We start from the raw sequence: 18,392 nt of genomic DNA, 5'->3' as shown, positions 1-18,392 counted from the left end.
GACGTGCTCTGAAGGACATGCTCCGAGAGAAATGCTCAAACGGACATGTCTGATAAGACATGCGCGAATGAACATCACCACTTCGGAGCGACTCGTCCTGGCCGCGAGAAGCCCCGAGCCTCCGACGGGCTCGACGAACCGCCACGAGCACTTCGTCCCCGAGCACCCGGGAAGCCCAGCGCCGCACGAGCTCGGGGACCCACCCGAGCTACTCGTCCGCGATCACGAAGTGATCGACGCGCGAGGCCCAGCGCGACCCGTCCGGCGCCGCCACCAGCCGCACCTGCGCCGGCACCCGCGCGCGCACGCGTCCGCCCGCGACGATGTCCGTCAGCCCGTCGCGCCGCCGCAGCGTCGAGCCATGGCCCGTTTGCGAGAACCCGAGCCAGCCCTCCAGGCGCACCAGCGCCTCCGGCGTCGCACGCCAGACCCTTGTCTCCTCGCCGCCGCTCGAGTACGAGCGAAGCACCGGATCGTCGGCCGTGAGCAAGCGCGATCCTCGGAGCTCGCCGCTCTCCAGCTCCCACACCCGCAGCACCCCGTCGCTCGCCCCCGTCACCGCGCAGCGACCGTCGCACGCCACGCCCACCCCGGTCACCGCAGCCGGATGCCGCAGCGTCGCCGCGCGCGTCCCCGTCGGCACGCTCCACACGATCACCTCATCGCCCGACGCGACCAGCAAGCGAAGGCTGTCCGGCGCGAACGCGACGCCGTCCGGAGCGATCGACCCGAGCTCCGCCCGCACGCTGCCGTCGTCGACCGCGCACAGCCGCATCTCGGTCGGCTTGGCCTGCCGCCGACCACTGACGTACCAGCGGCCGTCGGGCGACACGACGATCGTGTGCGTGTGACCGTAACGCCGGCTCCTGTCGACGCTCCGCTGCGTGCCGTCGTGCGAGTTCCACACCACCACCCCGCGCCCCGGCGCCATCTCGACGAAGCGATCGTCGGCCAGCCTGCGCCCCTCCACCGGTGGTCCGCCCTCGAGGTAGCCCGGCCCGTCGAGGTCGAGCCGCGCGATCAGCCGCCCGTCGCGCCCGTCGCACAGCAGCTCCCCCGTGATCAGCCGCCGCCCGTCCGGCGAGAACGCGGCGTCGATCCACCCCTCGTGCGCCCCGCCGATCCGCAGCGGTCGCCCGCGACGCAGCGCCGCCACGTCCCACACTCGCAGCACGTCCTCGTGGCGCGTCACCAGCGTCGACCCGTCGGGCGACAGCGCCAGCGAGTGGGCCGCCAGCGGCGCGCTCGCCAGCGTCGCCCCGGATGTCCCATCGAGCAGGTGGATCGCCGCCCCGTCGCTCGCCGCCACCAGCGTCCCCGCACGGTCGCTCGCCAGCGCGTGGATCGACCCGCCGATCCGCACGCGCCAGCGGACCTTCGCGCCCGGGAGGTCGATGCGGGCGATCGACCCGTCGTAGTCGTCGCACCACCCGGCCACCACCACGGCTGTCCCATCGGCCAGGCGCATCGCGCAGTCGAACTTCGAGTCGCTGTCGACGTCGCGGTCGACCAGGAGCGCGCCGCTCTGGCGGTCGTACACCCGCGCCCGGCCCCACGCCTGGACCTCGAACCGGACCTCGACCTCGGGTCCCGGGTCCCCGAGCCGCTGCCTCGCCAGCTCGGGCGACAGCTCGCGGCCGGTCGCTCGCTCCCACGCGATCGCACTCGCCCCCGCGCCCCCCACGACCTGCGCGTCGGCCGAGAACACCGGCGCCCCCTCGCCCGGCCGCGCCCCGCGATACTCCTCGCGCAGCGGCCCGAGCAGCGGAAACTCCGGCGGCCGCAGCGAGCGCGCCCACGGCCCGCGCCGCCCTCGCGCCGCCCGCCAGCGCTCGACCCATGCCCGCAGCGGCGCCCCCTCGTCGGTCCCCTCGCCGTAGAACGCCGCCGCCTCGGCGCTCGCGTGCCAGTACACGCGGTTGTACACGCACTGAAACAGCAACTCCGGCTCGCGCACGATCAGCGCCAGGTCCACGCGCAGCGCCGCCAGCACCGCCCGCCGCGGCGCGCTGTCGTCGGCGGCGGCGAGACGCCCGGCCCACCCGGCGACCAGCCTGTCGAGATCGCCGTCAGCGGCAGCTCGCTCGAGCACACCCGGGTCCATCAAGTCTGGCAACGCGTCGGCCATGGCGTCCTTTTTAATGTGGCAGCGTACCGCGGAACCCGCCGCGCCGCTCGAGCGGATGAGGGAGCCGCCCTCCCTGCGCCCCCGCGCACTTTCACCCGAGCCTGCGCCCAGCGAGTGCCTCCGTCGCGCCAGTGCATGCCGAGCGAGTCCCTCATTCACGGGGTCGCGCCGAGTCGGCGAGCCGACGAACGCTCACCGAGCGAGTCCCTCATTCACGGAGTCGCCCGCTCCTCGTCGGCGAACCGACGAACGCTCGCCGAGCGAGTCCCTCATTCACGGGACCCCGCACCCCGCGTCGGCGAACCGACCCGCGCTCGCCGAGCGAGTGCCTCATTCACCGGACCGCGCACCCCACGTCGGCGAACCGACCGCGCTCGCAGAGCGAGGGCCTCATTCACCGGGCCGCGCACCCCAGGTCGGCGAACCGACCCGCGCTCGCAGAGCGAGGGCCTCGTTCACCGGCAGCGCGCGCCGCTCGGCGAGCCGCCGCACGTCCCCTGGAACATGCCCATCAAGCCATGCTCCCAAGAGCATGTCCATCCGAACATGCCCCTATCGACATGCCCCGAAGGACACCCCCTCACTTCAGCCCGCGCTGGGCCGCGCGCTTGGGCAGCACCTGCGGCTCGCTCTGCAGCGCGCGCTCGAGCCCGTCGAGCGCGGCTCCGACCGCGGATGTCCCTGCGGACAGGTTGGCCGTCTCGACCACCACAGTCACCAGTTGGTCGCCGGGGCGGCCGCCCTCCGCGGGCACGCCCTTGCCGCGCAGGCGCAGCTTGGCGCCGGTCGCGACCCCTGCGGGCAGCTCGAGCAGCGCCGAGCCGGTGAGCGTCGGCACCGGCACCTTGCCGCCGCGGGCCGCCTCGACCGGGCTGACGAACAGCTCGCAGTGGATGTCCTGGCCCTCGCGGCGCAGCCACGCGTGCGGGCGCACGCTGACGGTCACGCGCAGGTTGCCGGGGCCGCCGCCGAACTGGCCGGGCTCGCCGTGGTTCTGGATCACCTTCTCGGCCCCGCCCTCGGTGCCCGGCGGCAGGCGGACCTTGAAGCTCCGCGCCTCTCGCCGCGCCCCGCGGCCGCGGCACGTCTCGCACGGATCGAGCTGGACCATGCCGGTGCCGGCGCAGCGGCCACACGTGGTGTGGCGGGCCAAAAAGCCCTCGCCCTTGACCTCGCCGCGGCCGTGGCACAGCGGGCAGCTCGTCGGCGGCCGACCTCCGGGCTTCGAGCCGGTCCCGTTGCAGCTGGCGCATGCCCCCAGCGCCTCGAACTGGATCTCGTGCTCCGACCCGAGCGCCGCCTCGGCCAGGTCGACCGTCAGCGTGTAGCGGACGTCGCGGCCGCGGCGACGCTCGCGGCGCTGGCGGCCGAACACGTCGCCGACCACCGCCGCCAGCAGGTCGCGCGCGGTCTGCATCGTCACCGGCTGCTCGAACAGCCCGACCGGCAGGTGCCGCTGCGTGTCGAACCTGGCCCTCTGGACAGGATCGCTCAGCACCGAGTACGCGGTGCTGATGGCCCGGAAGCGCTCCTCCGCCTCGATGTCGCCGGGGTGGCGATCGGGGTGGTTGGCCAGCGCCAGCCGGCGATAGTTGTGCTTGATCTCGTCGAGCGTGGCGTCGGAGGCCACGCCGAGCACGGCGTAGTGGTCTTGGTGCTGCGCCATGAAGTTCTCGGTCCCGAGGTCAGGAGCTCCCGGTGGATTCGCTGCCGAGCAGCGCCGCGTAGATCTGCTGCGAGGAGCGCTCGAGGGTCAAGAGGGCCGCCTCGATCGCCGTCGCCGGCGCCGCCGCGGCGAGCAATTCGCGCAACGTGGCGACCTCGGCCAGGAGCGCGGCCCGCTGCGACGCCTGCAGCCCGGGCAGGCCCTCGGCTGCGCGCTCACACGCGTAGGCCAGCGCCTCCGCGCGATTTCGCAGCAGCGCCGCGTCCTTGCGGATCGCGTCGGCCTGGCGGGCCGCCGCCGCCTCGCGGGCCAGCTGTTCGACCTGCGCGCGGGTCAGCCCGGCCGCCGGCTGCACCGTCGTCGCCACCTCCGCGTCGGCCCCGAGCTCACGCGCCGACACGTGCAAGATCCCGTCGGCGTCGACCTCGAACGTCACCTTGATCTGGGGCGCCCCGCGCGGCGCCTCGGCGATGCCCGACAGGCGCAGGCGGGCCAGCGTTTGGTTGTCGGCCGCCATCTCCCGCAGCCCCTGTTGTACGTGCACGTCGACCGCCGTCTGACCGTCGATCGTCGTCCCGAACACCTCCGCGCGGCGGGTCGGCACCGTCGTGTTGCGCGGGATCAGGGGCGTGAACACCCCGCCCTGCGTCTCGACGCCGATGTCGAGCGGCACCACGTCGAGCAGCAGCACCTCCTCGACCTCGCCGGCCAGCACCGCGCCCTGGATCGCCGCGCCGACGGCCACCACCTCGTCCGGGTTCGGCGACGTGTTGGGCGCGCGGCCGAAGAACTCCGCCACCGCCTCGACCACCCGGGGCATGCGCGTCTGGCCGCCGACCAGGATCACCTCGTCGACGTCGCGCGCGCGCAGCTTGGCGTCGGCCAGGGCGCGCCGGCACGGCTCCAGCGTGCGCTGGATCAGCGGCCGGACCAGGCGCTCGAGCTCGAGCCGCGACAGGCTCGCTTGCAGGTGGAGCGGCCGCCCGCCGGACGACGCCACGAACGGCACCTCGATGTCCGTCGCCAGCGACCATGACAGCTCGTGCTTGGCCTTCTGGGCCGCGTCCTGCAGCTTGACCAGCGCCGGGCGGTCGCGGCGGAGGTCGATCCCGTGCTCGCGCCGGAACCCCTCGGCCAGGTGGTCGACCAGCGCCGCGTCGAAGTCCTCGCCGCCGAGCAGCGTGTCGCCGGCGGTCGCCAGCACCTCGAACACCCCGCTGCGCAGCTCGAGCAGCGACAGGTCGAACGTCCCGCCGCCGAGGTCGTAGACCGCCACGATCTTCGGCGGCCTGTCCTTTCGGTCAGCCAGTCCGTAGGCCAGCGCCGCCGCCGTCGGCTCGTTGACGATCCGCTCGACCCGCAGCCCCGCGATCGCCCCCGCGTCGCGGGTCGCCTGGCGCTGCGCGTCGTCGAAGTAGGCCGGCACAGTGATCACCGCGCGCGTCACCGGCCGGCCGATCGCCGCCTCGGCCGCGTCGCGCAGCGCGGCCAGCACGTGCGCGCCGACCTCGGCCGGCGCGATCGTCCGCCCCGCGACCTCGATCCACGCGTCGCCGTTCTCACCGGGGACCAGGTCGTACGTCAGCCGCGCGCGCAGCCCTGCGACCGCCGAATAGCTGCGGCCGATCAGGCGCTTGGCCGCGTAGATCGTGGTCGCCGGGCTGATCGCCGCCTGGCGCCGCGCCAGCGAGCCGACCAGGACCTCCTGGCCGGCGAACGCCACCACGCTCGGGGTGGTGCGACTGCCCTCGGCGTTGACGAGCACGCGGACCTCGCCGCCGTCCATCACCGCGGCGCACGAGTTGGTGGTGCCGAGGTCGATGCCGAGGATCGGGCTCGGTCGCGGACCGGCCATCGGCTGTTACGACGCTTGGCCTTCGGCCTTGCCGCCGGTCGAGCCGGGGCCGGCGATGACCACGCGAGCCGGGCGGAGCAGCCGGTCGCCCTGGCGGAAGCCCTTCTCCCACTCGCGCGCGACCACGCCGGGCGGGAAGTCGGGCGTGTCGATCTGCTGCAGCGCCTCGTGGATGGCCGGGTCGAACGGGTGGCCGACGCTCGGCACCGGCTCCACGCCGAAGCGGCCCAGCGCGCTCATGAAGTCGTTGACGACCATCTGGATGCCCTTGTGGAGCTGCTCGTTGCCGCGCGCCAGATCGAGCGCGCGACCGAGGTTGTCGACCGTGGGCAGGAACGCGTTCAGCAGGTTCTGCTGGGCCCGGAACACGTTGTCGTCGATCTCGCGGCGGGTCCGCTTCTTGTAGTTCTCGAGCTCGGCCAGCGCGCGCAGCCACTTGTCCTTGAGCTCGGCCTTCTCGGCCTCGGCCAGCTCGGCCCGCTCCTCCGGAGTGATGACCAACTCGGCCTCGACGGGCGCGCCGTTGCCGTTCTCACCCGCGCCGTCCGCCTTCTCTTCCTGTGGATCCTGGCTCATGCGGCTCCCGCTTTAAGGCCGGCGGGCGCGCGAGACAAGCCCGAATCGCGACCTCGTATTCGCGGAGTGCGAACCGCCAGTGAGGGATCACTCGCTGGTGCGCGCCGCCAGCGCTTGCGCGGCGTATTCTACCAGAGGGATCGCCGCCTCGTAATCCATGCGGTCCGAGCCCAGCAGGACCACCGCAGCGGTGCGACCGTCCTCGACCGGCTGCACCCGGCAACCGATGAGGCTCATGCCGGACAGCACGCACGGCCCCGTGGGCCCCACGCCGGCCAGCGCCGGGCGCAGCTCCGCGGCCACGTGGACCTCGGCGCGGGCCTGCTCGAGCGAGTGTTCGGGCAGCAGCTGACACAGCAGCTCGGCGAGCCCGTGATAGTCGTCGAACAGCGCCAGCACCTGCGCCAGGGTCTGGTCGCTCTGACCTGCCAGCAGGCGTTGCCCGGCGATCTGCACCCACAACGGATCGAGCGCCGCCGCCGTGCACAGCCACAGGCCGATACGCAGGCTCTCGGCCAGCAGGCGGTCGAGGCGCGCCTCGTGTTCGGCCCACAGCCGCGACAGCTCGGCCCGCGCCTCGGCCAGCGTCTTGCCGACGCACAGCCCGCGCAGCCGCTCCTGCAGCCGCAGCAGGCCCCCGCCTTCGGCGAAGCGGGCGTCGATCGTCACCGGGTGCAGCCGCGTGTGCATCCCCGCCAGAGTCAGCGCCACCATCGCCCGGCAGCCCTGCACCGGCACCAGGTCGACCTGCGACACCTTCCCGCCGCGGTCCTCGCTGACGAACGTGACCGCCACGCAGCTCGCCACCTCGCTCAGCACCTGCGCCGCCACCCGCATGCTCTCGGGCCCGTGCACCGGCTCCGACAGCGACACGTCGACCGCGCGGCGCAGCTCCGGGCGCAGCGGCGGCGGACGCACCAGCGAGCGCACGTACAGGCGCATCGCCAGCGGCGTCGGCAGGCGCCCGGCCGACTGATGCGGCTGCGACACGTAGCCCGCCTCTTCGAGCGCCACCAGCTCGTTGCGGATCGTCGCCGGCGACCACTCGAGCCCGTGGACCTGAACCAGCGCCCCCGACGCCACCGCACGCCCGGTGACGATGTACTCGCGGCACACTGCGAACAGGATCCGCTGGCGTCTCGGGCTCAGCTCCACTCGATCCGCATTTACCTCGTCTCGTCGCCGGACGCCAGCAGGCGCACGCACGCCCGCCGCGGGACCGCGCCCGGGCCTCGCTCACTTCGGCGACTTCACCCTCCTCGCCGTGCCCGCGCTCGACCTCCTCGCCGCGCGCCCTGACCCCGGCCTCCCTCGCGCGTCCATGCCGGCCTCGCTCGCCGCTCCCTTGCCCGGCGCTCCCACGCGACCCCGGCCCGCCGACTTGTTCGCGCCCTCGCTCGCCCTCTCCGCCCGGCCCTGCGACCCGCTCGCGCCCTCGCCGGTGCTCGTCTCGGGCCCGCTCGCGGTCTCGGCCGCGCACAGCGTCGCCAGCCGATCGACGATCCAGCGATGCGCCGGCCCGAGGATCGTGTCCGCGCGGTGGATCGCCGACAGGTGCAGCGTGTGTTCGTCCTCGGCCCACGCGGCCGGCTGGATCGCCACCAGCCGGCCGGCCGCCAGATCGTCCTCCACCATCGCCGCCGGCAGGTTGCCCCAGCCGAGGCCCGCGCGCAGCAGCGCCTGCTTCGTGTGCAAGTCGGCCACCCGCCAGGTCCGCGGCGACAGCACCGCCTGGTCGGGCACCCCGCCGGGCCCGCGCTCCGACAGCACCACCTGCACGTGCTCGCCCAGGCGGGCGCCGGCGATCTTGCCCTCGATGCGCGCCAGCGGGTGCCCTGCCGCCACCACCGCGATCATCCGGATCGGCGCCAGCGACCGCCGCTCGAGCCCCGGCGCCACGGCGATCGGCGCCGCCACCCCGAGCGTGGCCGCGCCCGCCAGCACCCGCGCGGCCACGTCCGACATCGTCTCGGTGTCGACGCGCAGCGCCACCGTCGGGAACGCCGCCGCGAATTCGCGGCACAGCGCCACCAGCACCCGCAACGGGAACAACGCGTCGACGCACAGCGACACCGACGGCTCGAGCCCGCGCGCGAGCCCTGCCGCCAGCCCGCGCAGCGCGTCGACCTCGCCGGCGACCCGGCGGGCGGCAGCCAGGATCGCCTTGCCCGGCTCGGTCAGCGTCGGCACCCGCGTCGAGCGATCGAACACCGCCACCTCGAGCTGGCGCTCGAGGTTGGCGATCGCCTGGCTGACCGCCGACTGGACCCTGCGCAGCTGTTTGGCCGCCGCCGAGAAGCTGCCGGCCTCCGCGACCGCCATCAGGACCCGCAGTTGGTCGAGCGTGACCTCCCCGATCATCCGCGAAGTATCGCATGAACTGATGGGTGGCATCAGTTTTTTAGCGGTTTACAGCATAAAAACCCGGGCCATGATGGGGCCCGTCATGATCACCCAACGCCTCGCCGACTCCCGCGGCCACGCCGAACACGGCTGGCTCGACTCACACCACACCTTCTCGTTCGCCGACTATTACGACCCGGCGCACATGGGCTTCCGCAACCTCCGCGTCATCAACGAGGACCGCGTCGAGCCCGGCCGGGGCTTCGGGACGCACCCGCACCGCGACATGGAGATCCTCTCCTACGTGCTCGAGGGCGGCCTGGAGCACCGCGACTCGATGGGCACCGGCTCGGTCATCCGGCCCGGCGACGTGCAGGTCATGAGCGCGGGCACCGGCGTCACCCACAGCGAGTTCAACGCCTCGCGCACCGAGCCCGTGCACTTCCTGCAGATCTGGCTGCTCCCCGAGCGCCGCGGCCTCAAGCCCGGCTACCAGCAGCGCAGCTTCGGCGCCGCCGAGAAGGACGGCCACCTGCGTCTGGTCGCCAGCGGCGACGGCCGCGACGACAGCGTCACGATCCACACCGACGCCAGCATCTACGCCGGAGTGTTCGCCGCCGGCCAGCGCGCCGAGCTCCCGCTCGCGCCCGGACGCCACGCCTGGGTCCACGTCGCCAGGGGCGCCGCTCGCGTCAACGGCCACGACCTCAAGGCCGGCGACGCCCTCGCCCTCTCGAACGAGCCCGCCGTCACCGTCGAGGGCACCAGCGGCGGCGAAGTCCTGGTCTTCGACCTCGGCTAAGGCTCACGCGAGGGGCATGTCCTGAAGAACATGCCCTATCATACATGTCCTGATGGTCATTCTCCAAAGAGCATGTCCATCAGGACATTTTCTATGGTTCAGCCCAGCTCGGCGCTCCGCCTGGCCGGCCTCGCGGCGGATCCAGCCTTAACTGCCCCGCGCACGCGGGACACTCGGCCAAATCGCCGATCCTCTCCGTCACTCCGGGCCGAACCCGGGCAACGGCGGTGCGCACGGCGACTCCAGCGTCAGCGAGACGTCCCCGCGTGCGCCGGAACCCCGACTGTCCATCAACCCCGCTGGCTCGGTCCTTGGGGCCCCAGCCTCCCGTTGCTCGGCAACGCCGGACACCGGCGGCGAACACGTGCATGCCGGCGAACTGCCCCTCGAAGGCCGACTGCGAGCCCGCCCCTCGGCGTCGCTCCGGCCGTCGGCATCGGCCCCTCGCCGCCGTGCATCGGCACCCGCGACGTCCACGCGACGGTCCCGGCCGCGCGAGCTCACCGGCGTCGGAACGAACCGGTAACGCCCCTCGCAAACACAGTCGCCCCGCGGCACGGAGCCCCGGCGACCTCGTGCGTCAGATCGGCTTCATCGCGACGTAGAGTCGCCGACGAGGCAACATGCGGAAGTCGGTCGCGCTCGTCCTGGTCGTGCTCGTCGTCCTCGGCGCGTGGTGGTTCACTCGGTCGGGCCCGCGCGCGGTCGAGGCCGAGGTGCAGGCGGCAGCGTCCGCGCAGCCGGTCGCCGAAGCCGCCGAGCGGCGGACCCGGCTCGACGACGCCGAGCCCGAACGAGCCCGGCGCCTGCGCGACGGCGCCGCCCGGCGCGAGGCCATGCAGCGACAGATCGCCGCCGCCATGGCCACGCGCGAAGCGGCCGCCTCGCACGTCCCCGCTGCCGAGCCCACCGCCCGCGACCCCTCGCGCGCCGGCGAGTCGCGCGGTGCCGCAGCCGACGACGCGCCTGCCGACTCCATCCTCGACCGCACCGGCAACCACGGCTATCTCACCCGCGTGCTCAGCCGGGAGCTCATGCCCCTGGTCGACGAGTGTCACGCCCTCGTCCGCGAGGAGCACCCCGACCTGGCCGGCATGCTCGTGCTCGACCTCGAGATCCTCGGCGACGAGGACATCGGCGGCGTCGTCAACACCCTCGAGCCCGGCAAGGGCAACGAGATCGCCGAGCCCGCCCTGCTCGAGTGCGTCCGCGAGTCGCTGCTCGCCACCACCCTGCCCCCGCCCGAACAGGGCGGCCGCGACGCCATCTCCCTGTCGATGCGCTTCGACCCGCCGAAGCCCGAGTGACCTTTCGGTCATGTTCTAACGGACACGTCCCATCGAGGAGCCAGGTCCGGGTACGGACACCGTAGTGGCTGTCTGATGGGACATGCCCGGCCTCGCCCACGTCGAGCACGCCCCCACGAACCCGTGTCCACGTCGCTCGGCGCGCGTGACGAGCTCGCCCCACAAGAACCTGCACGGTCACGGAGGCATGTCTGATGGGACATGCCTTTTCGTACCGGCGCAGTTCAGAACGCGGAACCGGGATCCACGCTGAAGCCGGGCAGCCCGCGTGCGGGCGAGGGCGCTCGTTGACCATCGTCCGCGTGTCAGTCATCGGGGGCTTTTCAACTTCACCATCCGCCGCCGACCCCCACGAACCCGAGTCCACGTCGCTCGGTGCGCGTGACGAGCTCGCCCACAAGAACTGGCACGGAAGCATGTCCGATGGGACATGCCTTTCGTACCATCCGCCGATCGGCCTCGCCCACGTCGAGCCAGGCCACGACGCGCTGGCCCCCGGCCGCTCGACGTGCCTGACGAGCTCGCGTCCCCCTCACCCGAGCAGATCGGCTGCGACCGCGTCGTGCCAGTACCAGCGGCCCGGCGCGATCCGCAAGATCTGCCCCTCCTCGGCCCACTCGAGGTTGCCGCGTGCCACCTGTCGGCGGGTGCGTTGTTCGACCCACGCGTGCGTCACCGCCGGGAAGCGGCGCAGATACGCCTCCACCTCGAGCCCCCGGAGGTCGCGGAGGCCGGTCCACAGCCCCTCCTTCGCCGCCGCCTCGGGCGTCAATCGCTCCGCCTCCGCCGGCGCGCTCGGGTCCTTCAGCCACGCCGGCAGGCCGCGCACGTTGCCGCGGCGCAGCACCGAGCCGTCGGCGAAGAAGCGGGCCGAGTGGGCCGAGGGGCCGAGCCCCAGGTAGTCCTGCCATGTCCAGTAGAGCAGGTTGTGCCGCGCCTCCGCGCCGGCGCGCGCGTAGCTGGCCACCTCGTAGTGCTGCAGCCCTGCCGTCGTCAGCGCCTGTTCGGCCGCGGCCAGCATGTCGGCCTGGTGGTCGCTGTCCGGCAGGCGCCGCTTGCCGCGGCGGACCAGAGTCGGCCACGGCGTGTCGGCCTCGATCGTCAGCGCGTACACCGACACGTGCTCCGCGCCCGCGGCCGTCAGGCGCTCGACGTCAGCGCGCACTCCCGCCTCGGTCTGCCCCGGCCAGCCGACGATCAGGTCGGCGCTGACGCGCAGTCCGGCCGCCGCCGCCGCCGCGATCGACGCCAGCGCCTGCGTCGGCGAGTGGACCCGCCCGAGCGTGCGCAGCCCCTCCTCCTCGGTGCTCTGCGCGCCGAGCGACACCCGCGTGCCGCCGATCGCCCGCACCGCCGCGTAGAGCGCCGCATCGCCGTGCTCGGGGTTCACTTCGACCGTGAACTCGCGCGCGCCCGAGCCGGGGAACCGGCGCGCCAGCCACTTGCCGAGCCGGGTCAGCCCCGCGGGCCCGAGCAGGCTCGGCGTCCCGCCGCCGAGGTACACCGTCGACCATGGCTCTTCAGACAGGCCCGAATCGCCATGTCCTTCAAGACCTGTCCATTCCGCCAGCTCCTGCGCCCGCCCGCCAGCCTCGCCCGCCAGCCCGGCGAGGAACGCCTCGGTGTCCGGCGCGCGCCCGACCTGGAAGTCGAAGTCGCAGTACGGGCAGGCCCGGGCGCAGAACGGCACGTGCACGTAGATCCCGCGCACCTACGCCCTCCTCCGCGCGCCGGGTCGGGCCGCCGTGCCTTCGACTCGGACGGCCGCCGCCGGTCGCTCCGGCGCGCTCGGCTCGGCCCGTCGCGGTGGTGAACTCGGCTCGAGTCGCGGCAGCCAGAGCGCACGGACGCGCCCCGCCATGCCCGCTTCGAGCCGGCCGTCGTGCCTCGGCTCGGCGGGTGTCACGGTCCGCCGGCTCGTGACGGGTCGCGGCAGCCGGAGCTCGCCGCGTCCCGCGCCCCGCCGCCGGGGCTGCCCTGAAGGGCATGCCCGAACCGCCATGCTCGAGGGGACATGCCCGAATCGACATGTCCGCAACGACCTGCTCGATCGGCCAGCCCAGCGGCCGACCCGCGGCTGGCTACACGTCGGAGACGAGCGCGGCGAAGTCGGCGCCGTGGGGGACATCATCGTAGAGCTCGACGCCGCCGTCCGAGCGGAAGCGGGCCGCCACGCCGCGCCACCACCAGTGGGGGAGCGTCTCGAGGTCGATGCCGGCCGAGCGGAGCAGGCCGGCCTGGGCCTCGACGGTCTCGAGGCTGGACGGGTGGAACGGCTGGCCGAGGCCGCGCATCTGCAGGCCGAGGCGGCGGGACGAGCGGAGCGGGGTCGCCTCCTCGAGCCACTCTTGCGCCGACACGAAGGCGCGGCGGGCGATGCCGATGTCGGGGAACTCGAAGATGTGGCCGTGGACCACCAGCTCCTCGCCGAGCAGCACCGCCAGGCGGGCCGAGTACATCGACAGCAGCTGCTCGTAGACCGCCAGGGAGCTGCCCATGCGGGACACCGCGTCGGCGCGGACCAGGGCCACCACCTCTTCGGCGCTGGCGTAGGCGAACGACACGTTGTGCGACTGCAGCAGGCCGATGCCGGCGCGCACGGTGAGGCGGGCGAGCTCGGAGTCGAGGGGGTCGTTGGCGCGAGCGCGCATCTCGAGCAGGCGGGCCACGCCCTCGGGGCGCGGCGCGAACTGCATCACCAGACGGAACCCCGGCATCGGCTCGTGATCGCCGAGCACGCGGAAGGCAGAGAACTTACCCCAGGTGTGATTGCCTTGGACCTCGACGCTGTGCATCGGCTTACTCGTCTCGCCCGTCGCCCGCTTCTTGTGTCGCTCGCCCCGACCGCTCTCGGCTCGTCCCGTCGGTCGGCTCGCGCTGGAACTTCTTCTCGGTCTTACTTCATCGAGAACATCGTGTACGCGACGTAGCCGAGCCCGCCGAGGCCGAACAGCACGAGGATCCACGTGATGGCCGCGCTGCCCCGCTTGCTCTGGTCGGCCATGATGCCGTGACCGAAGGTGGTGCTCGTCGCGCCCGGGTCGACCACCACCACCGGCACGGACGACGTCGACGTCGTCGCGCCCGGCTTCGCCAGCGGCGCGCGGCCCGACGCCAGCGAGCGGTTGGCCCCTGTCGGCGGCCGGCGCGGCCCGGAGCCCATGCTCTGCGCGGCGCTCGGCGGCACCGTCTTGTGCCGCGCCGACGGCGTCTGCTTGCGGGCGCGGCGGGCACCGGCCACCGCCGCCGCCTCGGACGCCGCGCGCTGACTGCGGGTCGTCGGCGCCGACCCGGTCGACGGCTTCTGCTGCGCCTGCTGCTGGGCCTGCTGTTGCTGCTGCTGCTGCACCTGCTGCAGCCGCTGGGCCTCGGCGAGCACCGCGTCGAGGTTGCCGATCGTCATCGACTTCTTGCTGCGCGTGTCGGACTGCGCCGGCTTGGCCCAGTCGGGCGCGTCGTCCTTCTCGGCCTGCGTGTCGAGGCGGTCGAACTGGTCGAAGTCGAGGGCCTCGTCGGCGAGGTCGTCGTAGAGGTCGTCGTAGTTGACCTCGGCCGGCGCGCCCTCGCCGAACATCTCGGACATGTAGTTCGAGATGATGCGCGGCGTGCTGCGGATGCCGGCCTCTTCCGTGAACCGCTCGAGGTCACGGAACATGTGGTCGCAGTTCTGGTAGCGCTCGGCCGGGTCGACCTCGAGCGCCTTCATGATGATCGCCTCGAGCGCCGGCGGGAACTCGGAGTCGACGAACGTCGGCGCCGGGATGTCGCCCTCGACGATGCGCTCGGCGACCTCCTCGGCCGCGCCGCGGAACAGTCGCCGGCCGAGGCACATCTCGTAGAGCACCACGCCCAGCGCGAAGATGTCGGCCCGCGCGTCGATCGGGTGGCCGAGCACCTGCTCCGGGGCCATGTAGGCCAGCTTGCCGGCGAACTGGCCCTCGCCGCCGCCCTGCACGCTCGCGCGCGTGGCCGCGATGCCGAAGTCGACGATCTTGCAGGTGCCGTCGTAGCCGACGTGGATGTTGGTCGGGTTGATGTCGCGGTGGCACAGCCCGAGCAGGCGCCCGCGGTCGTCGGCCCGCGAATGGACGTAGTAGAGGCCCTCGAGGGCCTGCATGATGATGCCGAGCGAGATCTGAAGCGGCAGGTGCAGCCCGGTCTTGGCCGACTTGCGCAGGACCGCGACCAGCTCCTGACCCTTCAGGAGCTCCATGGCGATGAAGTACTCGCCGCCGATCTCGCCGAGGTCGTAGGTGTGCACCACGTTCTGGTGCGTGAGCGTGGCGGCGACGCGGGCCTCGTCGAGGAACATGCGCACGACGTTCGGCCGCTCGGCGAACTCCTCGCGCAACCGCTTGATCACCAGCTCCTTGGCGAACCCCTCGATGCCGGAGTACGTGGCGCGATAGATCTCGGCCATGCCGCCGGTAGCGATGTGCTCGACCAGCACATATTTGTCGCCGAAGGGCGTTGGCTCAATGTTGCTCAAGGCGGCCCCAGATTAACGGATCTGCGATCTGTCGCCAAGCCCCGGCGGCCTCTAGCGCCCGGTGGCCGCGGCGTCGGCGATAAAGTCGCGGCCTTGCGGGCGAAATCCCGGCGGCGGGGCCCGGGCGCGGCGGCCCGCGCGATGAGGACCTGGGCCTGCGCCCGGGCCGCAACCGGGATCGCGCACTCCCATTGGTAGGCGGGTACCCACCTTTCGCCGCCGACGGCAAGGGGGCGGCCGCGACGGCCCGGGCCGCGCGTCAGTCCCGTTCGGGCTTCAGGTCGCGCTGCATCAGCGCCGCCACGGCCCGGCGCACGCTCATGCCCTCGTAGAGGATCGCGTGCATGATCTGGGTGATCGGCATCTCGACTTGCTCGCGCTGGGCCAGGCGATGGGCGCTGAGCGTGTTGTTGACGCCCTCGGCGACCATCCCCATCTCGTCGAGGATCTCCTGCAACGCCCGACCCTGCCCGAGCGCCAGCCCGACCCTGCGATTGCGCGACAGACCGCCGGTGCAGGTGAGCACGAGATCGCCGAGCCCGGCCAGCCCCGACAGCGTCACGGGATCGGCGCCGAGGGCGATGCACAGGCGACCGATCTCCGCCAGCCCGCGCGTGATCAGGGCCGCGCGCGCGTTCTGGCCCAGCCCGGCGCCGTCGCACACGCCGGCCGCCAGCGCGATCACGTTCTTGAACGCCCCGCCGAGCTCGACGCCGACGACGTCGTCGGTGGCGTAGACCCGCAGCCCGTCGCCGTGCATCCACTGCTGGATCGCCGCCGCCGCCGCCGCGTCGGCGCTGGCGATCACCACCGCCGTCGGCAGCCCGCGCGCGACCTCGGCGGCGAAGCTCGGCCCGCCGAGCACCGCCATCCGCTCCGCATGTTCTTTGGGCAATGTCTCATGGACCACGTCGGCCATGGTCCGCAGGCTGTCGATCTCGACCCCCTTGGCGGCCACCAGGTAGTACGGCCGCGGCGCCGCCGCGGCGAGCTCGGCGAGGGCCGCCTGGACCAGGTGCAGCGTCGCCCTGAGCCCGTGGCTGGGGATGGCGAGGATCACGAAGCCGGCGCCGGCGAGCGCGCGGCCGAGGTCGTGCTCGACCGCGAGGTTGTCGGGGAACGGGAACTCGGGCAGGTAGCGGGCGTTGACGCGGGCCGCGGCCATCGCCTCGTAGTGTTCGACGCTGCGGGTCCACAGCCGGACGGGCAGCCCGCGGCGGGCGCAATGGAGGGCCAGCGCGGTGCCCCAACTGCCGGCGCCGAGCACGGCGACCGTCGGTGGCGGCGGGGACGCGGGAGCGTTCGTCATCGCCACTGGTTTTACACCTCGCCCGCGTCAGCGCGCGACCACCGGGAACGCCGCGCGCAGCTCCTCGGGCACCCGCGCCAGCGACTGGCCGGCGATCTTGACGAACACCCAGCGAGTCTCGGCGGTCGCCAGCACCACCCCGCCTTCGGAGCGCACGATCTCGTAGCGGCGCAGCGAGTGGATCTTCCCCATCTCGGTCACCCACGTGCGGACGACCACGGCGTCGCCGAGGCGGGCCGGGCGGAGGTACTCGATCGCGTGCGCGCGCACCACCCACGTCGCCCCGAGCTCGCGGTAGCGCGCGAACGGCCAGCCCACCGCGATCGAGTGGGCCTTCGCGGCCGTCTGCGTCCACGCCAGGTAGTGGAGGTTGTTGACGTGGTCGAGCTCGTCGATCTCTTCGGGCGCGACCGTGTGGTGGTGATCGAACACGCCCGGGAGCGCCGTGAGGTCCGCCGTCATCGCGGCGCGAGTAGAGCACGGGTCCCGGCGCCGCGACCGGCCGTTTCGCGCGGCCGCGCTTCGTCCCCGCCGCGCTCGCCGCGTCGCTCGCCGGCCCGTCTCGGCCTCGTCTCGCCGTCTCCTTCGCGCTCGCCAGATCCTGCGCCGTCGCGGCGCCGGCGCGGGCGTGAGCCTCAGCGCGACGCCTCGGCGGCCGGGCCCGGCGTCTGCGGGCCCAGCACCTGCAGCGTCGCGCGGTGAGAGGCGATCCCGCCGGGCACCCGCCGGATCGCGTCGACATCGAACACCTTCTTCGCCGCCGGACGCGGCCCCGCCTGCACCCCACCCATGGCGCGAAGCTAGCTGCGCGGCGGCCCTGCGCGCAAGGGTCGGCGGGTGGTGGTAGAGCGCCCTCGCTCGCGCGCGCGTGCTAGCGTCGGCCCGACTCGCCGCCGATGCTCCCGCCGCTGTACGGCCGCTGGATCTCCGACCTGCTCGGAGGGCCATTACCCGAAGAACAGGCCGCGACCTGCAGCGACTGCGTGCAGTGTCAGAGTCACGTGCCCGAGGGCTATCGCTTCGCCGACGCCACCAAGTGCTGCACCTACGTGCCGGCGCTGGCCAACTACCTCGTCGGCGGCTCGCTCAAGGCGGGCTCGCTGGCCGGGCGCGAGCGGCTCTTGCGGCGCATGGCCGCGCAGCCGGGCAGCATCACCCCGCACGGCCTCGACGCCACCGAGGACGAGCGCGACCGCTACCGCGACATCCTGGCCGCCGAGCAATTCGGGCGCAACCCTTCCCTCTTCTGCCCCTACTACCTCGGCGAGGCCGGCGGCCTGTGCGGCGTGTGGCGCCACCGCAACGGCATCTGCGCCACCTGGTACTGCAAGCACGACCGCGGCGCCCGCGGCCAGCGGTTCTGGCAGGCGCTCGAGGTCCTGCTCACCGCCGTCGAGCGCGAGCTCAGCCACTGGTGCGCCTGCACGATCCTGTTCGAGGAGACCCCGCAGAACGACACCGGCGAGGCCGCGTGGAGCTGGTGGGCGGGCCGCGAGGGCGACTTCTTCCGCCGCGCCGCCGAGCTGGTCGAGCCGCTCGGCTGGTCCGAAGTACAGGCCCTCATCGGCCCCGCGATCGAGGCCCAGGTCGACGACGTCCTGGCCGCCCACGCCGCCCTGACCGTGCCGCTGCCCGACGCCCTCCAGCTCGGCACGATCCGCGTCTCGCACCGCGGCGACGAGCGCAGCCGCGTCGTCACCTACCTCGACACCGACGCGCTCGAGCTGCCGACCGCCCTCCTCGACCTCCTGCCGCGCTTCGACGGCCGCCCGACCGGCGCCGTGCTCGCCGAGCTGCGCGGCCTCGGCGTCGAGGTCTCCCCCGCCCTGCTGCGCCTGCTCGTCGACTTCGAGCTGCTCACCGCCGCCGCATGACCGCTCGGGCATGTCTTCCGAGACATGCTCCTGGCGACATGCC

At 73.2% G+C, this 18,392-nt stretch carries 15 protein-coding genes; 3 read left to right on the top strand and 12 right to left on the bottom strand.

What is annotated here, in order from left to right; translation table 11 throughout:
- Positions 1-208 precede the first annotated feature (208 nt).
- The 6 genes from O0S08_RS15315 to O0S08_RS15290 form a co-directional block, all read right to left on the bottom strand.
- Complete coding sequence (locus O0S08_RS15315; RefSeq protein WP_269039884.1) at positions 209-2,128, bottom strand: WD40 repeat domain-containing protein; 1,920 nt, start codon at positions 2,126-2,128, stop codon at positions 209-211.
- A 580-nt stretch (positions 2,129-2,708) separates the two neighbouring features.
- Complete coding sequence (locus O0S08_RS15310) at positions 2,709-3,794, bottom strand: DnaJ C-terminal domain-containing protein (RefSeq protein WP_269039883.1); 1,086 nt, start codon at positions 3,792-3,794, stop codon at positions 2,709-2,711.
- A 19-nt stretch (positions 3,795-3,813) separates the two neighbouring features.
- Positions 3,814-5,649, bottom strand: coding sequence for a molecular chaperone DnaK (gene dnaK, locus O0S08_RS15305; RefSeq protein WP_269039882.1), 1,836 nt, complete (start codon positions 5,647-5,649; stop codon positions 3,814-3,816).
- A gap of 6 nt (positions 5,650-5,655) precedes the next feature.
- Complete coding sequence (locus O0S08_RS15300; protein WP_269039881.1) at positions 5,656-6,225, bottom strand: nucleotide exchange factor GrpE; 570 nt, start codon at positions 6,223-6,225, stop codon at positions 5,656-5,658.
- A gap of 87 nt (positions 6,226-6,312) precedes the next feature.
- Positions 6,313-7,380 (bottom strand): hypothetical protein, encoded by a 1,068-nt coding sequence (locus tag O0S08_RS15295; RefSeq protein WP_269039880.1) that lies wholly within the window; start codon positions 7,378-7,380, stop codon positions 6,313-6,315.
- Positions 7,381-7,461: 81 nt separating this feature from the next.
- On the bottom strand, positions 7,462-8,586 hold the full coding sequence (locus O0S08_RS15290) for a LysR family transcriptional regulator (RefSeq protein WP_269039879.1): 1,125 nt from the start codon (positions 8,584-8,586) through the stop codon (positions 7,462-7,464).
- An 85-nt stretch (positions 8,587-8,671) separates the two neighbouring features.
- Between O0S08_RS15290 and O0S08_RS15285 the strand changes: the two genes are divergently transcribed.
- Both O0S08_RS15285 and O0S08_RS15280 read left to right on the top strand, forming a co-directional pair.
- Entirely contained in the window at positions 8,672-9,370 is a 699-nt protein-coding gene (locus O0S08_RS15285; RefSeq protein WP_269039878.1) for a pirin family protein, read from the top strand.
- A gap of 623 nt (positions 9,371-9,993) precedes the next feature.
- Positions 9,994-10,677, top strand: a complete 684-nt coding sequence (locus tag O0S08_RS15280) for a hypothetical protein (RefSeq protein WP_269039877.1) — start codon at positions 9,994-9,996, stop codon at positions 10,675-10,677.
- Positions 10,678-11,209: 532 nt separating this feature from the next.
- Here the strand turns inward: O0S08_RS15280 and O0S08_RS15275 are convergent.
- The 6 genes from O0S08_RS15275 to O0S08_RS15250 form a co-directional block, all read right to left on the bottom strand.
- Positions 11,210-12,388 (bottom strand): coproporphyrinogen-III oxidase family protein, encoded by a 1,179-nt coding sequence (locus O0S08_RS15275; protein WP_269039876.1) that lies wholly within the window; start codon positions 12,386-12,388, stop codon positions 11,210-11,212.
- A gap of 370 nt (positions 12,389-12,758) precedes the next feature.
- Entirely contained in the window at positions 12,759-13,472 is a 714-nt protein-coding gene (locus O0S08_RS15270) for a hypothetical protein (protein WP_269039875.1), read from the bottom strand.
- A 101-nt stretch (positions 13,473-13,573) separates the two neighbouring features.
- Positions 13,574-15,166 (bottom strand): serine/threonine-protein kinase, encoded by a 1,593-nt coding sequence (locus O0S08_RS15265; protein ID WP_269039874.1) that lies wholly within the window; start codon positions 15,164-15,166, stop codon positions 13,574-13,576.
- 259 nt (positions 15,167-15,425) lie between these two features.
- Entirely contained in the window at positions 15,426-16,475 is a 1,050-nt protein-coding gene (locus tag O0S08_RS15260) for an NAD(P)H-dependent glycerol-3-phosphate dehydrogenase (RefSeq protein WP_269039873.1), read from the bottom strand.
- 27 nt (positions 16,476-16,502) lie between these two features.
- The gene (locus tag O0S08_RS15255) at positions 16,503-16,937 is read right to left on the bottom strand and encodes an acyl-CoA thioesterase (RefSeq protein WP_269039872.1); all 435 of its coding nucleotides are present in this window, start codon (positions 16,935-16,937) and stop codon (positions 16,503-16,505) included.
- A 173-nt stretch (positions 16,938-17,110) separates the two neighbouring features.
- A complete protein-coding gene (locus tag O0S08_RS15250; protein WP_269039871.1) occupies positions 17,111-17,266 on the bottom strand; it encodes a hypothetical protein in 156 nt (51 codons plus the stop codon).
- Positions 17,267-17,371: 105 nt separating this feature from the next.
- Between O0S08_RS15250 and O0S08_RS15245 the strand changes: the two genes are divergently transcribed.
- Entirely contained in the window at positions 17,372-18,349 is a 978-nt protein-coding gene (locus O0S08_RS15245; RefSeq protein ID WP_269039870.1) for a hypothetical protein, read from the top strand.
- Positions 18,350-18,392: the final 43 nt, after the last annotated feature.

This window comes from Nannocystis punicea, from assembly GCF_026965555.1.
GTDB lineage: Bacteria > Myxococcota_A > Polyangia > Nannocystales > Nannocystaceae > Nannocystis > Nannocystis punicea.
Note: the sequence above shows the minus strand (reverse complement) of the source record. Positions and strands in the feature narration are given on the sequence as shown.

What these genes read in the sequence shown, in the direction of transcription:
- O0S08_RS15280 (WP_269039877.1), top strand. Translation starts at nt 9,994, where the DNA reads ATGCGGAAGTCGGTCGCGCTCGTCCTGGTCGTGCTCGTCGTCCTCGGC.
- O0S08_RS15300 (WP_269039881.1), bottom strand. Translation starts at nt 6,225, where the DNA reads ATGAGCCAGGATCCACAGGAAGAGAAGGCGGACGGCGCGGGTGAGAAC.
- O0S08_RS15255 (WP_269039872.1), bottom strand. Translation starts at nt 16,937, where the DNA reads ATGACGGCGGACCTCACGGCGCTCCCGGGCGTGTTCGATCACCACCAC.
- O0S08_RS15270 (WP_269039875.1), bottom strand. Translation starts at nt 13,472, where the DNA reads ATGCACAGCGTCGAGGTCCAAGGCAATCACACCTGGGGTAAGTTCTCT.
- O0S08_RS15250 (WP_269039871.1), bottom strand. Translation starts at nt 17,266, where the DNA reads ATGGGTGGGGTGCAGGCGGGGCCGCGTCCGGCGGCGAAGAAGGTGTTC.
- O0S08_RS15315 (WP_269039884.1), bottom strand. Translation starts at nt 2,128, where the DNA reads ATGGCCGACGCGTTGCCAGACTTGATGGACCCGGGTGTGCTCGAGCGA.
- O0S08_RS15290 (WP_269039879.1), bottom strand. Translation starts at nt 8,586, where the DNA reads ATGATCGGGGAGGTCACGCTCGACCAACTGCGGGTCCTGATGGCGGTC.
- O0S08_RS15245 (WP_269039870.1), top strand. Translation starts at nt 17,372, where the DNA reads ATGCTCCCGCCGCTGTACGGCCGCTGGATCTCCGACCTGCTCGGAGGG.
- dnaK (WP_269039882.1), bottom strand. Translation starts at nt 5,649, where the DNA reads ATGGCCGGTCCGCGACCGAGCCCGATCCTCGGCATCGACCTCGGCACC.
- O0S08_RS15310 (WP_269039883.1), bottom strand. Translation starts at nt 3,794, where the DNA reads ATGGCGCAGCACCAAGACCACTACGCCGTGCTCGGCGTGGCCTCCGAC.
- O0S08_RS15285 (WP_269039878.1), top strand. Translation starts at nt 8,672, where the DNA reads ATGATCACCCAACGCCTCGCCGACTCCCGCGGCCACGCCGAACACGGC.
- O0S08_RS15260 (WP_269039873.1), bottom strand. Translation starts at nt 16,475, where the DNA reads ATGACGAACGCTCCCGCGTCCCCGCCGCCACCGACGGTCGCCGTGCTC.